Genomic DNA, 15,216 nt, shown 5'->3' with positions numbered 1-15,216 from the left:
GCCTGCAGGTCCGCAGCAGGAACGCCAATGCTCCAGCCGCCGCTGGCGGTAACCACGGCGTTATATTCGACGTTGTTAATGGTGACGACGATCGGCGTGCCCGCGGCCAGGTGGGTGCTGGCGCCGGTGACGGTCAGATCCTGCTGCTGTTCGATGGCGTTGATCACGTCATCGCCGGAAATGGTGTTCACACGCAGGCCCGGCAGCTGTGCGTTGATGTTGATATCGCGCTCGCCGGTACCGGTATTGCCGTGCGAATTGGTCACCGACGCGGTGAAGGTTAAATCGCCGTCGCCGAACGCCTTAAGATCCGCTGACGGGATTTTCACGCTCCAGGTCAGATCGCTGCCCACCGTGGCGGTGTAGCTCTTGCCGCCCACGGTGACAGAAACGGTATCGCCCGCCGCCGCGCCGGTAACGCGACCGCTGAGGGTTTGATCGACACCCGCTTCGGCGTTATTGACCAGGTTGTCGCCCGCAAAGGTGTTGATGATCACCTGCGGCAGCACGGTATCCACCAGCAGCGTCGCCCCGGCAGAGCCGCTGTTACCCACGCTGTCAGTGCCGCTGACGCTGACGGTGTAGAGGGTGTTCGCCAGATTCAGCACGTCGGAAACCGGCACCTGGACCGCCCAGATGCCGTTTTCAACGGTGGCCTGATAGCTGACGTTGTTCAGCGTCACGGTAATGGCGCTGCCGTCAGGCAGGTTGCTGGTACCGGTCAGGCTCAGCGGCTGCATCGCCTCCTGGGCATTCAGCACGTTGTCCTGGCTAATGGCGTCAATCGTAAATTCTGGCGGGTTGCCGCTCAGCGTAATGCCGTGCGTGGCGCTGCCGGTGTTGCCCGCCGCGTCGGTCACGGATACTGAAATCGTGTGGTTGCCTTCACCCAGCGCGCCCAGCACGGGTGCCGGAACGCCCACGCTCCAGCTGCCGTCCGCCAGCACCACGCCGGTGAAGGACTGGCCGCCAACGGTCACGGTGACCACATCGCCTGCCGACGCGCCGCTCGTCTGCCCGGAAATAATCTGCGCCTGGCCCTGTTCGCTGGTGTTCAGTATGTCGTCGCCTGCCACGGTATCGATGGTGACCACCGGCGCGGTGGTATCCACCGTGAAATCTGCGGTGACAGACGAACCGTTGCCCGCTTTGTCGCTGACGTTCACCGTCAGGGTGTGATTACCCTCGTTGAGCGCCTGCACGTCGTCCGCAGCAAGCGTGACGGACCAGGTACCGTCGCTGCCCACCGTGGCGTTGTAGTTTTTACCGTTCAGCGTGACCGTGACGATCTGACCGGCTTCCGCAGTCGTTTTGCCGGTCAGCGTCAGCGGCTGGCTGTGCTCGGCGGCATTAATGATGTTGTCCTGCGCGAGGGTATCGACAGAGAGGGTTGGCGCGACGCTATCCACGCCGATTGTCTGGCTGCCGCTCACGGTGTTACCCGCCGCGTCTTTGCCGCTGACGTTGACCGTCCAGGTGCCATCGCCCAGCGCCTGCGCGTCAGCCGCGGGCACGTTAACACTCCACGTCCCGTCAGCCCCCACTTCCGTCGTATAGGTTTTACCGTTCAGCGTCACGGTGAGTGCGGTACCCTGCGCCAGATTCTTGCTGGCACCGGAGAGCGTAAAGCCCGCGGATTGCTCGCTGGCGTTAAGCACGTTGTCGCCCGCCGTGGTAGCCAGCGTAATGGCGGCCTCGGCGGTCGAGACCGTTACGGTAATGTTGCCCGCATCGGTGGTTTTACTGCCGTCGATCTGCACCACCGACCAGGTGTGTTCCCCGTCCGTCTGGGTCGGTAATTTTACCGTCCAGGTGCCCTCTTTACCGACCATGGCGCTGGCGATGGTGCTGCCGCTGCTGTCTTTGATCTGGATGGTCGCGCCCGGCTGGCCGGTACCGCTAAAGGTTGGCGTGTTGTCGTCCGTGATCGCGTTTGCAGTCAGCACGCCCTGCTTGTCGCCCGCTTTATCCGACAGCAGGAAGGTTGGCGTGGCACTTTCCACCTCTTTCGTATTATCAATAACTTTTGTTTTAGTCTCGCCGTCGCCGCCGTTTGCCAGCAGCGCCCCGATGGCACCGCCGCCTAATGCAGCTCCCGCAATCCAGCCCCACGGGGCGTCGCTTAAGACGCTTCCCTGCTCCAGGAAAGGTTGAATGCTGCTAATCGGTGTGGCCTGCGCGGTTAGCTCGGTCACCGCAACGCCTGACGCTTCCCCGGTATCGGCAAAAGAAATATGCGTCAGTTCCTGACGATCGTTGAACACCAGCTCTGACTGGTTGTGCGTCTCAGGATCTTCAACAAAATAGTTATTGCAGCGAATCACGCTGCCATCTTTCATATAAATGAGGAGATCTTTACCCTGGCGGACATATCGCACCACATCCTGAGCAGAACCCTGGATTTCAATCACGCTCGGGGAGGAAATAGAGACCGACAAATTTCCTTCGCCGGTTAATTTCGTTTTCTCCGCCGTTTTGCGAATGATGACATCAACAACCTTTATGTTACTCATATTTCTCTCCTTGCAGGTGTGCGGATTCCTGTGGATATGTCCACCAGACGGATGTAGCTATCCCTGGGAAAAAACACCCATTATTTTCAGACTTATTTTGCGCGACAATACGCGTCTTTTTTTAACTCAAATCGGGTAGTTTTGCGGCAGCGCTTTTCTCTATTCCAATAAGCGGCATTAAATTATCAACCGCGGAAGCATAATTAATTGCCGAACTCCAGCCATCATACTCAGCGATTATTTTCGCCGAGGTGGCCTGCCAGACATCCTGCTCAACGCTGAGCAGATCGTTAATGCTCCGCTTGCTCAGGGTGTACTCATTTTTATAGACATCACGGGCGCGCAGCGCATTTTCCAGCTGCTGTTTCCCGGCCTCCATTCTTCCCCGCGCGCCGGTCCAGTCCGCCTGCGCGACGGAGGCTTTTTGCAGGACGTCGAAACGCGCCTGATCGACCTGAGAGGAGGCCATCGCCCGCGCGCCTTCAGCCTGCCGCACGCGTGCAGAGACCGCACCGCCCTGATAAAGCGGTGCGTCAATGTTGAGTTGGATCTGGTCGTCCCAGTACGAACGGTTGTCAGACTCGTAACGGGTACGTCCGCCCTTCAGGCTGAGGGTCGGCCAGTGCTGGGACTTCGCCGTCTCCACGCCATACTGGGCAGAGCGCTCCATGTTTTGCGCGGCCATGACCGCCGGTATCAGCGAATAATCAATGCGGTTGAGCGAATCAGGTTCAACCGCGAGGTTTGCGGGTACAGGCGAATAGTTTTCTGCCTGCATGCCGGTTAATACCGCAAGCCTTGCGCGGGCGCTGTTTAAGGCGGCCTGATACTGCGCGACCGTTGCCTGCATACCGGCAATACGCGTGCGGGTCTGGAGCTCATCGGAGGTCGAGCTCACGCCCGCGTCGGCGCGCAGCTTTGCCAGCTGCTCAACATTTTTCAGGGCCTGAACGTTCTCCTTTGCTGCCTGCAGCAGATCGGCATAGCGTTTGACCTCGACATAGCTCAGCGCCGTTTTTTCCGCCACGTCAGAGAGCGTGCTCATCAGCTGGTAGCGATAGCTATCGCGCTGGGCGGAAGACTGGCTGATGCTGTTATTGGTCTTGCCAAAATCATAGATCAGCTGCGTCAGGCTCAGTCCCCAGGCGGCTGAATTCTTCAGCGACCCGCTGGAATCGGTGGTCTGGCTATGGCCCGTGCTCCCGTTCAGCGATATTTGCGGCATCCAGCCGCTGCGCGCTTCATCTATTTGTGCCTGACCAATACCGAGCTGCGCGGCCTGCTGACTAATAGACGGATCGCGATCGATAGCAAAAAGAATACTTTCTTTTAAGGTTGTCCTGGCAACCGGGGCAATACCCACCTGACTACTATTGGCGTACGCCGTATTTATGGCTAATGAAATGAATGCCAGCGCTGCTGTAAATCGGCGTAACATTGGCTTTCGTAATATCGTCATTTTATCTCCCTGACTCTGAGTGACACTGAAGCAATTACCCAAAAAGAGGTATAGATAATTAGACAAATATCTTTTTTAGCATCCTTGCCGAATTTTAGGTAAAACTCCCCATACCCATTTCCCCCTGGAGATGAGATCTGCCTGCGTCTTATTTAATTAAGAATTTACTTATTTCCTAAAGTGGTTAGCAGCATAACAAAATGTGTTATAGGCCACTACACCCACAATGTTAATGTGGTGTTACAATTAAGAAAAAAGATGGGGTTTCTGGACAAAACTCTTAAAATGACCTTTCAGATGAAACATATAAACCGTCTGTTATTTAAGGAAAATTCTTAATTTGCTCCCTGCACATTTTTGCGTTAATTTCCGCGCGGGTCAGACACAAAGATTTTCAAAGAAGTGTCAATTTAAGTAGCCAAACAGGATGAATTGGGATTTATCGCTATTTAAAAACTAATTAAAGCAATTAATATCTATAAATATCTATTTTGTCGAAACTTAACTCCAGACAATGGTGTTGCACTGGTTACATAATCCAAACCGTTAAATAAAACATAACAATAACATTATGATTAACATTCAAAACGGCTTGCTTATACCTGTTTAATAAAATTTTAATAATCACGCATCTGAATCATCACCTCACTCCGCGACATCAAAACCACGTTGCCCTTCTCTCTGCGTTAAAATGCTGTATTATGCAAACTATTGCGATATTTTGCAGGAATGTAACCGATGCACAAAACTGCACGACAGCGCCACGTTCTGGATATCCTGAGCGAGCAAGGCCAGGCCAGCATCACCAAACTGGCAGAAAAGCTGCAGGTTTCAGCCGATACCATCCGTCGGGATCTGACCGACCTGGAGAACCAGGGTCTGGCGCAGAAGAACCACGGCGGAGCCATCGCGCTGAATCTTTCCGCCATGAACCGTCAGGGCCGCAATACGCTGCTGCCGGAAACCAAACAGCGCCTCGGAAAACAGGTCGCCCAGCAGGTCCCTGCGGGTTCTACCCTGTTTCTGGATGCGGGCAGCACGGTAATGGCTGTCGCCTCCTTTCTTCGCGGGCCGCTCACCGTCATAACCACGTCGCTGGATATCGCCCAGCATTTTAGCGACCGGGAAGACGTTGAACTGATCCTGCTCGGGGGGAAATGGGACCACCAGCAGCGCCTGTTTGCCGGAAGCGCCACGTTGTCGTTGCTGTCCCGTTATCGGGCAGATATCGCCATCCTCGGGGCGTGCGCCATTCATGCCGAACTCGGTTTGAGCGCCGGTAAAGAAGCGGATGCCGAGGTTAAGCGCGCGATGCTTGACGCAAGCCATGCGCACTGGATTGTTGCCGACCACCTGAAAGTCAACCGCTGCGAGCCGTATCTGGTTTCCGGGTTATCCAACATTCAACAACTCTTTTTAGATCGTCCCTGGCCTGAGCTTGGGGACCCTGGCGCATTGCAGGTCACGGTGTGCGCGAATTAACGTGGAGAAGTTCATGAGTACAGTTCGAACAATTAACATTGCGCTGATCGGGTATGGATTTGTGGGCAAAACCTTCCATGCCCCGTTAATCCAGTCTGTGGACGGGCTTAAGCTGGCCGTGGTCTCTTCTCGTGATGAAGAGAAGGTTAAACGCGATCTGCCGGACGTAGAGGTGGTCGCCACCCCTGAAGAGGCTATTCAGCATCCTGATGTTGACCTGGTGGTGATTGCCTCCCCCAACGCCACGCACGCCCCGCTGGCGACGCTGGCTCTGAACGCCGGCAAGCATGTCGTGGTGGATAAGCCTTTCACCCTCGACTTGCAGGAAGCCCGCGACCTGATTGCGCTGGCGGAGGAAAAGCAGCGTCTGCTCTCCGTCTTCCACAACCGCCGCTGGGACAGCGATTTCCTCGGCATTAAGCAGATTATTGAGCAGGGCACGCTCGGCAAGATTAAACATCTGGAGTCACATATTGACCGCTTCCGCCCGGAAGTGCGCGTGCGCTGGCGCGAGCAGAACGTCCCCGGAAGTGGCTTATGGTTTGACCTGGGTCCTCATCTTATCGACCAGACGCTGCAGCTCTTTGGCCTGCCGCAGTCGGTTCAGGGGAATATCGCGACGCTGCGCGACGGTGCAGAAATTAACGACTGGGCGCACGTGGTCTTAAACTACCCGGAGCATAAGGTGATTCTGCACGCCAGCATGCTGGTGGCGGGCGGTACGGCGCGCTTTGCCGTCCACGGGGACAAGGGCAGCGTGGTGAAGGCCAGAATCGATCAGCAGGAAGCACAGCTGCTCTCCGGGGTGATCCCCGGCAGTGAGGCCTGGGGCGAAGACAGCGACAGCATGGTGTTCTTTGGCGCTGACGGCGCATCGCAGACGATCCCTACCCCGAAAGGCGATCAGCGTCAGTACTACATCAACGTGCGTGATGCGCTACGCGGGGAAATCGCCAATCCTGTCCACCCTGTTGAGGCACTGGCAGTCATGGCCGTGCTGGAAGCGGCAGTGACGTCGTCGGAAACGGGGTCAACGCAGACGCTGGCGTTAACGGCTGAAGAGCGTGCTCTGTTGGGTTAAAAAACAAGCCGGGTGACGCGTAGCGCTCCCGGCCTACGATTCTGGAATTGCATCGTAGGCCGGGGAAGGCATAGCCGCCACCCGGCAAGCGTTAAAGACTACGAACGCTTTTTCGGCATCATGCGCAGAAGGGTATTATCTTTCCAGAAATAGTGATGCATCAGCGCCGCCGCGGCGTGCAGGCCAATCACAAAATAGCCCAGATTTGCCAGCGTCTCGTGCCACTCTTTCAGCATATCTACCAGGTCAAAATTGGACTCCGCCGCATGCGGCATCGCCAGTCCAAAAGCAAACCAGTCGCTGCCCCGGTTATACATCATCACAATGCCAATCAGCGGCAGCGCAATAAACAGCAGATACACCACCAGATGCCCCAGATGAGACATCCCCGTCACCATCGCTTTTGGCTTCGGTTGAATCGGTGGTGCACGGAATTTCAGGCGAACCAGCAGACGCGTCACCATCAGCACCAGGATACTGATCCCGCATGAGACGTGGATCATGTTGATCGTCGGGCGCGCGGTGCGCGGGAAGAAACCTCTGAACTCCATGGCGCAGTAGGCGACGATGATTAATAGAAACACCAGCCAGTGGATGCCGATTTGCAGGCTTGTATATTTAGTGCGCATGTGATTTCTCGATTAAAAACAGTTACCGCGCCAACATAATCTCCTTTCCTTAAAAATTCATTAACTTTTCTGTATGGTTTTTCAAATACATCCTCCCGCATGAAGCATCTTCAATTGCCGCCCTGCCCGTGATGGTCTAAGCCTGGATGAGTTCAAACTGTCACATCGACACGTTTACAGGAGAACACCATGAGTAAAATTGGCATTAACGGATTTGGACGCATCGGACGTCTTGTTCTGCGCCGCCTTCTTGAAACCCAGGACAGTAATACCGTCGTCGCCATCAACGACCTCACCTCTCCCAAAGTGCTGGCCTACCTGCTCAGGCACGATTCCAACTACGGTGGCTTCCCGTGGAGCGTGGATTTCACCGAGGATGCGCTGATCGTTGACGGTAAAACCATCGCGGTCTATGCCGAAAAAGAGGCAAAGCACATTCCGTGGAAAGCCGCGGGCGTGGATATCGTCGTGGAGTGCACCGGCTTTTATACGTCTGAAGAGAAATCACGGGCGCACCTGGACGCGGGCGCGAAGAAGGTGCTGATCTCTGCGCCCGCGGGGGACATGAAAACCATCGTCTACAGCGTGAACGACGAGACCATTGACGCCAGTGATACCATTATTTCCGTCGCCTCCTGCACCACCAACTGCCTCGCCCCGCTGGCAAAAGCCCTGAACGACGCGTTTGAAATTAAGGTGGGCACCATGACCACCATTCATGCCTATACCGGTACCCAGGCGCTGGTGGATGGCCCGCGCGGGAAAGATCTTCGCGCCTCCCGGGCGGCGGCAGAGAATATCATTCCGCACACCACCGGCGCCGCCAAAGCCATTGGTCTGGTGATCCCTGCGCTCAGCGGCAAACTGAAAGGCCACGCCCAGCGTGTGCCGGTTAAAACGGGCTCCGTGACCGAACTGGTGGCCATTCTGGGCAAGAAAGTGACCGTTGAGGAGATTAACGCCGCGCTGAAAAAGGCCACTCAGGGCAATAAATCCTTCGGGTATACCGATGAAGAGATCGTGTCGTCAGATGTGATTGGCTCGCATTATGGTTCGGTGTTTGACGCCACGCAGACGGAGGTGTCAGAAGCGGGAGACCTTCAGCTGGTGAAAGCCGTTGCCTGGTATGACAACGAGTATGGGTTTGTGACGCAGCTGGTGCGGACACTGGATAAGTTTGCGGCGCTGTGATTTTTCCCACCCCCCTCACCCTCTCCCCAATGGGGCGAGGGGATTGTTCCGTGCCTAAATTATTTTACGTGCGCCCTTCAGGACAGGATCCTGCTGTAGCTGTTTCCACGCGGCGGTGACGGCCTCAGGGAATTCAACGTGAGCAATATAATCCCGCCCGGCCGGGCCATAGCCGTTGGCGTCATCATACAGGCGCGGCAGCTCCCCCATAACCAGTGAAAGGTAACGGTCAACGGGCCACAGTCCGGTGTGGCCCTCGCTGAATTCCACGCCCTCGTTACCGTTTTGCAGCGTCGGCGTAAACCCCGGATGGCTGACCCACTGCGGTGAATCGGGCTCATCACGACACACGCGGGCAAACGTCGCCATCGTGCGGCGCTGCATCGTCGGATCCTGCACCACCAGCACCCGCCCGGTCGTTCGATGATGCTGTTTCAGCATGTTCCAGCTAAAGCGCGCGTTTTCACCGCAGTTGGTGGAGCGATCCTCAACCCACAGACGCGCCTCGGGGATCTGCCAGAACGCCCGCGCAATGTCGGCAAGAATGCTCGCTTCGGCCCGCCCGGTGACCGGTACGGTGTGGTAACGCGGATGATTGCCAATGGCGGTATATAAAAAGGGGGTCGAATGGCCGATGCCGCCGCTGATCAGAAGCGGTACATCTCTCTGGGCGGCAATACGGCAGGCCGCGTCAATGGTGGGGATCACCGCGTTTCCGGCCAGAATCACCGCATCGACTTCCGGGAGCGGACTCGTCGCGCTCAGGTCGTCCTGCGCCAGCCATTCACCGACAGTATTGAAGGCCGCCAGCGTGGCATCCGCCAGAACGGGAAAATGGGGCTGAACCATGGTGATCTCCTCACGTTGTTGAAGCGCCGAATTTATCATTTTTCTGAAATAACCAGAAACATCCAAAAATCATCGGGTTGCACCTGCCTATTATGCTTTTGATTTCCAGCCCTACAAAACATTGTATTGTGCAGGCGTCATGAAAAAGCACCCAACGCTGCTTATTTCGCCGTGATCTGACCAGTTTTATCCCCCCTGCGCTTGCCAAAGACAACATCCAACCCTAAGTTACTTAACAATTTCACAACCTTTTTTATTATCACAGGTTGCACCTGAAGCGCGCCAGGTGACACCTCTCTCATCATCAACGTGGCGGGGTTTCAGGTCATGACAGAACATGAAAGTACGACGACGGTGTTACGTAAAAATAAAAAGGTGTTAATCGCCAGCCTTACCGGGAGCGCCATTGAATGGTTTGACTATTTTCTCTACGGTACGGCGGCCGCGCTGGTCTTCAATAAGATCTTTTTCCCGATGGTCGATCCGGTGATCGGACTCATCCTCTCTTATCTCTCTTTCTCATTAACCTTCTTTATTCGCCCCATCGGCGGGGTACTTTTCGCCCACATCGGCGACCGCATCGGACGTAAAAAACCCTCGTGCTGACCCTCTCTTTGATGGGAGGTGCAACCGTTATGATTGGCCTGCTGCCCACGTATGAGATGATTGGCCTCTGGGCGCCTGCGCTGCTGATCCTGATGCGCATCATTCAGGGGATGGGCATCGGCGGTGAATGGGGCGGCGCGCTGCTGCTGGCCTATGAATACGCGCCAGAAAAACGTAAAGGCTTCTTCGGCAGTATTCCGCAGGCGGGCGTCACCATCGGCATGCTGATGGCAACCTTTATCGTGTCGCTGATGACCCTGTTCAGCGAGGCGGATTTTCTCTCCTGGGGCTGGCGCATCCCGTTCCTGCTGAGCTCGGTGCTGGTGTTGCTCGGCCTGTGGATCCGCAAAGATATTGACGAAACGCCCGATTTTCAGAAAGTGAAAGCGTCCGGTCAGGTAGCGAAGGCCCCGCTGCGCGATACGCTGAAACATCACTGGCGTGAAGTGCTGATTGCCGCCGGTCTGAAGGTGGTTGAAACCGCGCCGTTCTATATTTTCTCGACCTTCGTGGTGAGCTATGCCACCAGCACGCTGATGTATCAGAAATCGCAGGCGCTGGAAGCCGTGACGCTGGGAGCCCTGGTGGCGACCATTATGATCCCGCTAATGGGGCTACTCTCCGATAAGGTAGGCCGTCAGCGCATGTACACAATCAGCGTCTTCGTGCTGGGCCTGTTTATCGTACCGTGGTTTATGCTGCTCAATACCGGCACCACATGGGGTATCGTGCTCGCGACGGTCATCGCCTTTGGCGTGTTGTGGGCCCCTGTCACGGCGGTACTCGGCACGCTGTGCTCTGAAATCTTTAGCGCAAACGTGCGCTACACCGGCATTACGCTCGGCTATCAGCTGGGTGCCGCGCTGGCTGGCGGTACCGCGCCGCTGATTGCCACCGGCCTGCTGGCAAAATACGACGGCGACTGGGTGCCGGTGGCCTGGTATCTTGCCGTCACGGTGACCATTTCTTTAATCGCGATTTTCTGCGCCAGCCGCGTTAAGCGCGCCACTCTCATCCAGGCGCAGCCCGAACGTCTCTGACCCTTCCCGGCCCGTCCTGCGGGCCGCTCTTTTTCTTTAAATTTCCCTTCACCATTTGATTAACATGCGTAAATCATATTCACTTGAATTATCATTTGCGGGAGTCGTAGAATCGCTAGCCCGCTAATTATTCAATCATTTCTAAGGTAAACGACGTTATGCGCCTGCCCGAACGCGACCCTTATGCTCCTCGCGAGTGGCAGCCACATGAGAAACCCGCCCTGCTGGGTTCGCCCTCCACGCCCGAACACAGTACGCCAAAACGCATTGCCTATGGCGTCGTGGGCCTGCTGGTCTGCCTGACGGGAGCGCTGGGGAATGCGGTGGTGACCGCCAACCTGCAAAATTTGCAGGGGACCTTCGGCGCCTGGTCAACCGAAATCGCCTGGCTGCCCGCGGTTTATGTGATGACCAACATCTCCATCAACCTGCTGCTGGTTAAATTCCGCCAGCAGTACGGCCTGCGCGCCTTTACGGAAGGCTTTCTGGTGCTGTACGTGCTGGTCACCTTCTTCCATCTGTTCGTAAACGATCTCAGCTCGGCGCTGATGGTGCGCGCCGCGCACGGCATGGTGGCCGCCGCGCTTAGCTCGCTGGGGATTTACTATCAGATCCAGGCCTGGCCTGCGAAGCACCGCCTGAAGGCGCTGACCATCGGCATCACCGGTTCATCACTCGCCATCCCGCTGGCGCGCCTGTTTTCAACCGAGCTGCTGCAGCTGGACGAGTGGCGCGGGCTTTATTTCTTCGAGCTGGGACTGGCGCTGATCTCCCTGGCCTGCGTCATCGCCTTAAAATTACCGCCGGGCGACCGGCGCAAGGTCTTTGAGAAAAAAGACTTTATCACCTTCTTTTTACTGGCTCCCGGGATGGCCCTGCTCTGTGCCGTCCTCTCTCTGGGCCGCCTTGACTGGTGGTTCGAAGCGCCGTGGATCGGCTGGTCGCTGGCGCTATCGCTGGTGCTGATTGTCGCAGCCATCGTCTTTGAACATAACCGCAGCAACCCGCTGCTGAACACCCGCTGGCTGTCGAGCGGCAGCATCGTCCGCCTGGGGCTGATTATGCTGCTGATCCGTATCGTGCTGGCAGAGCAAAACACCGGCGTCATCGGCTGGCTGCAGTACGTGGGCTTACAGAACGAGCAGATGACGCACCTTGCGTGGTCCATTTTCGCCGGGATCGTCTGCGGGATTGTCACCAGCTGTCTCACCATCAAGCCGACGAAACTGGCGTGGCCAATCATCACGTCTCTGGCGCTGATGATTGTTGCCTCGCTGCTGGACAGCCAGTCCAACAACCTGACCCGTCCGGATCAGCTGATGGTAAGCCAGTTCCTGCTGGGCTTCGGCAGCGCCTTCTTCCTGGCACCCGCTATGCTGGCCGCCATTGGCGGGGTGATCGCCGACCCGCGTAACCTGGTCAGCTTCTCGGTGATGTTTGGCATGAGCCAGAACCTCGGCGGCCTGCTGGGCTCCGCGATCCTCGGCACCTTCCAGACCTGGCGCGAGAAATACCACTCCAGCCTGCTGGCGGACCAGCTCACCACGCTCAACCCGCTGGTCAACGAGCGAATTCAGCTTTATACCCAAATGTACAAAAGCCTGATTGGCGACAGCGCGCTGCTGGGAACACAGGCGATAACGCAGCTGCAAACGGTCACCGCGCTGGAGGCGAATATACTGGCTTATAACGATACTTATCTGCTGACGGCGAGCATCGCTGCCGCCACGCTGGTCTGGATTTTATGGCGCTTGCTGCGCCTGCGCATCACTGCCCGTCTGGCGCTGAAGAACGCCACCGGCAACAAATAATTGAAAGAGTTCTGGAGAGTTTATGAGTCAGCAGGATGCCGCCAAAGAGCAGGCCAACACCCGCAAAAATGTGCGCATTGTTTCCGTTTTCACCGCCGCCGCCATCGGTATTGTCGGCGTGCTGGTGATCCTTTATGCGTGGCAACTGCCGCCATTCACCCGTCACGCGCAGTTTACCGATAACGCCTACGTGCGCGGCCAGACGACGTTTATCAGCCCGCAGGTGAACGGCTATATCACCGAGGTGAAGGTTCAGGACTTTGTGCAGGTCAAAAAAGGTGACCTGCTGCTGCAGATCGATGACCGTATCTATCGTCAGCGGGTGCATCAGGCAGAGGCGCAGCTGGCGATGAAAATTGCCGCCCTGAATAACAACCTGCAGCAGCGTAAAAGCGCCGAAGCAACGATCGCCAAAAATGACGCCGCGCTGAAAAATGCCCGCGCCCAGAACCTGAAAAGCCAGGCGGATTTAAAACGGGTGAAAGAGCTGACGGCGGACGGCTCGCTTTCCATTCGCGAGCGCGACGCCGCGCTGGCCAGTGCCGCCCAGGGCAGCGCCGACATCGACCAGGCGAAAGCCGCCCTTGAGATGTCGCGTCAGGATCTGCAGACGGTGATTGTCAATCGCGGTGCGCTGGAAGCGGATGTTGAAAACGCCAAAGCAGCGCTGGAGCTGGCGCAGATTGACCTGCAAAACACCCGCATTGTGGCGCCGCGTGACGGCCAGCTCGGCCAGATCGCCGTGCGTCTCGGGGCCTACGTGACCGCCGGAACCCATCTCACCACCCTGGTGCCGCCGCAGCACTGGGTCATCGCCAACATTAAAGAGACCCAGCTCGCGGAGCTGCGCGTCGGCCAGCCGGTGAAGTTCACCGTTGATGCCCTGAACAACAAGGCGTATCAGGGCCGCGTGGAGAGCATCTCCCCGGCGACCGGCGTGGAGTTCAGCGCCATCACGCCGGATAACGCCACCGGGAACTTTGTCAAAATTGCCCAGCGTATTCCGGTGCGTATTGAGGTGCTCGGTAAGCCAGAGGACGCCGCGCTGCTGCGTCCGGGTATGTCGGTGCAGGTAACCATTGATACGCGGGAGGCGAAGCAATGATCCTTCGCCCGATAGCCGCGCTGGTGGCGGCGGTCATGCTGGCCGGATGCCAGTCCGTTGACGTCAAACCGGCGCAGCCGACGCTGCACATCCCCACCCAGTGGCGCACCGTCTCCGGCCCTGCCAGCCCGGCGGAGCAGCTCTGGTGGCGTAATTTCCATGACAACCACCTGAACCGCTATGTGGATCAGGCGCTACAGCATAACAGCGACGTGCTGATCGCCCGCGAACGGATAAACGAGTATCAGGCGCGGGTCTATGCGGCCGACGGCAGCCTGTTTCCCTCCCTCGACGCGGGCTTAACCGGGACGCGCGCCCGTTCACAATCCGCGGCGACCGGGCTGCCGGTTTACGGCACGCTGTACAGAGGGAGCCTGACGGCGAGCTATGACGTGGATATCTGGGGCGTCAACCGCAGCACCTCGCGCGCTGCCGAAGCCTCGCTGGCGGCGCAAAAAGCCGCCGCCGCGGCCGCGGATTTGACCGTCGCCTCGTCTGTGGCATCCGGGTATGTCACCCTGCTCTCGCTTGACGAGCAGCTGCGGGTGACCGAGTCCACGCTGAAATCGCGCGAAGAGGCGTTTAACCTTGCGAAGCGTCAGTTTGAGACGGGCTACAGCTCGCGCCTGGAGCTGATGCAGTCGGATTCCGAACTTCGCTCAACGCGGGCGCAGGTGCCCGTGCTGCAGCACCAGATTGCACAGCAGGAGAATGCCCTCAGCCTGCTGCTGGGAAGCAACCCGGGCGACGTGGCGCGTAGCGAAACCTTTGCAGCACTGACGCCGCTAACGCTGCCGTCGCAGCTGCCTTCTACGCTGCTGAACCGCCGCCCGGATATCGTTCAGGCCGAACGCCAGCTGGTGGCGGCGGATGCCTCGCTCGCGGCGTCGCGCGCCAGCCTGCTGCCGTCGATCAACCTGACCGCGACAGGATCGGTTCAGGATCGCACCCTTTCCGGCCTGCTGGACAACCCGCTTCAGCTCTGGAGCGTCGGAGGCAGTATTCTCGCCCCGCTGCTGAACCGCCAGGCGCTGAATGCGCAGGTGGATATTTCTCAGTCCCAGCGTAACCAGGCGCTGTACGCCTATGAAAAAACCGTGCGTAACGCATTTGCCGAAGTGAACAACAGCCTTGATGCGATAAGTCGCTATCAGGAACAGCTGACGGAGCTGCTTGCCCAGCAGGATGTGGCCCAGGAGACGCTGCGCATTGCGCAGAATCGCTATCGCAACGGCTACTCCTCCTATCTGGACGTGCTGGACGCGCAGCGCACGCTGTTCTCGGTCCAGACCAGCGTCGTGCAGGTGAAAAATAACCTGCTGCTGGCGCAGATTGATTTGTATAAAGCGCTGGGCGGCGGCTGGGCCAATGTCTGAAGGCGCTTAACGGGCCTGGATTTCGTGACGTAGGCCGGGTAAGGCGCAGCCGCCGCCCGGCGATTCCCCCTCAG

Annotated in this window: 9 protein-coding genes and 2 pseudogenes; 7 read left to right on the top strand and 4 right to left on the bottom strand. The window is 57.5% G+C overall.

Going from position 1 to position 15,216, the window contains the following annotated elements:
• Window positions 1-2: 2 nt before the first annotated feature.
• Both ACEPLT_RS10640 and ACEPLT_RS10635 read right to left on the bottom strand, forming a co-directional pair.
• Window positions 3-2,513 (bottom strand): annotated as a pseudogene (locus ACEPLT_RS10640) (Ig-like domain-containing protein); the annotation flags it as partial.
• A gap of 121 nt (window positions 2,514-2,634) precedes the next feature.
• Window positions 2,635-3,972: a TolC family outer membrane protein gene (locus ACEPLT_RS10635; RefSeq protein ID WP_031275257.1), complete on the bottom strand. Its 1,338-nt coding sequence runs from the start codon at window positions 3,970-3,972 to the stop codon at window positions 2,635-2,637.
• A 738-nt stretch (window positions 3,973-4,710) separates the two neighbouring features.
• On the opposite strand from ACEPLT_RS10635, the gene ACEPLT_RS10630 reads away from it, so the two are divergent.
• Complete coding sequence (locus ACEPLT_RS10630; RefSeq protein WP_232928938.1) at window positions 4,711-5,454, top strand: DeoR/GlpR family DNA-binding transcription regulator; 744 nt, start codon at window positions 4,711-4,713, stop codon at window positions 5,452-5,454.
• 13 nt (window positions 5,455-5,467) lie between these two features.
• Window positions 5,468-6,535, top strand: a complete 1,068-nt coding sequence (locus tag ACEPLT_RS10625; protein ID WP_032674747.1) for an oxidoreductase — start codon at window positions 5,468-5,470, stop codon at window positions 6,533-6,535.
• A 98-nt stretch (window positions 6,536-6,633) separates the two neighbouring features.
• Here ACEPLT_RS10625 and cybB read toward each other — a convergent pair whose 3' ends face one another.
• On the bottom strand, window positions 6,634-7,164 hold the full coding sequence (cybB, locus tag ACEPLT_RS10620) for a cytochrome b561 (protein WP_021242559.1): 531 nt from the start codon (window positions 7,162-7,164) through the stop codon (window positions 6,634-6,636).
• Window positions 7,165-7,353: 189 nt separating this feature from the next.
• On the opposite strand from cybB, the gene gap reads away from it, so the two are divergent.
• Complete coding sequence (gene gap / locus ACEPLT_RS10615) at window positions 7,354-8,355, top strand: type I glyceraldehyde-3-phosphate dehydrogenase (protein ID WP_023327422.1); 1,002 nt, start codon at window positions 7,354-7,356, stop codon at window positions 8,353-8,355.
• Window positions 8,356-8,409: 54 nt separating this feature from the next.
• Here gap and ACEPLT_RS10610 read toward each other — a convergent pair whose 3' ends face one another.
• The gene (locus tag ACEPLT_RS10610) at window positions 8,410-9,204 is read right to left on the bottom strand and encodes a YdcF family protein (RefSeq protein WP_232928936.1); all 795 of its coding nucleotides are present in this window, start codon (window positions 9,202-9,204) and stop codon (window positions 8,410-8,412) included.
• Between the two features lie 327 nt (window positions 9,205-9,531).
• Here ACEPLT_RS10610 and ACEPLT_RS10605 point away from each other — a divergent pair.
• The 4 genes and pseudogenes from ACEPLT_RS10605 (at window position 9,532) to ACEPLT_RS10590 (ending at window position 15,142) form a co-directional block, all read left to right on the top strand.
• Window positions 9,532-10,850, top strand: a pseudogene (locus ACEPLT_RS10605) (MFS transporter).
• Between the two features lie 158 nt (window positions 10,851-11,008).
• A complete protein-coding gene (locus tag ACEPLT_RS10600) occupies window positions 11,009-12,661 on the top strand; it encodes an MFS transporter (RefSeq protein WP_008502308.1) in 1,653 nt (550 codons plus the stop codon).
• A 22-nt stretch (window positions 12,662-12,683) separates the two neighbouring features.
• Complete coding sequence (locus ACEPLT_RS10595; protein ID WP_094945201.1) at window positions 12,684-13,766, top strand: HlyD family secretion protein; 1,083 nt, start codon at window positions 12,684-12,686, stop codon at window positions 13,764-13,766.
• A complete protein-coding gene (locus ACEPLT_RS10590; RefSeq protein ID WP_232928932.1) occupies window positions 13,763-15,142 on the top strand; it encodes an efflux transporter outer membrane subunit in 1,380 nt (459 codons plus the stop codon). Before ACEPLT_RS10595 ends, ACEPLT_RS10590 begins: the two co-directional genes overlap by 4 nt.
• Window positions 15,143-15,216: the final 74 nt, after the last annotated feature.

Source organism: Enterobacter sp. fkY84-1 (assembly GCF_052974705.1).
This window is presented reverse-complemented; position numbering and strand designations above follow the sequence as displayed.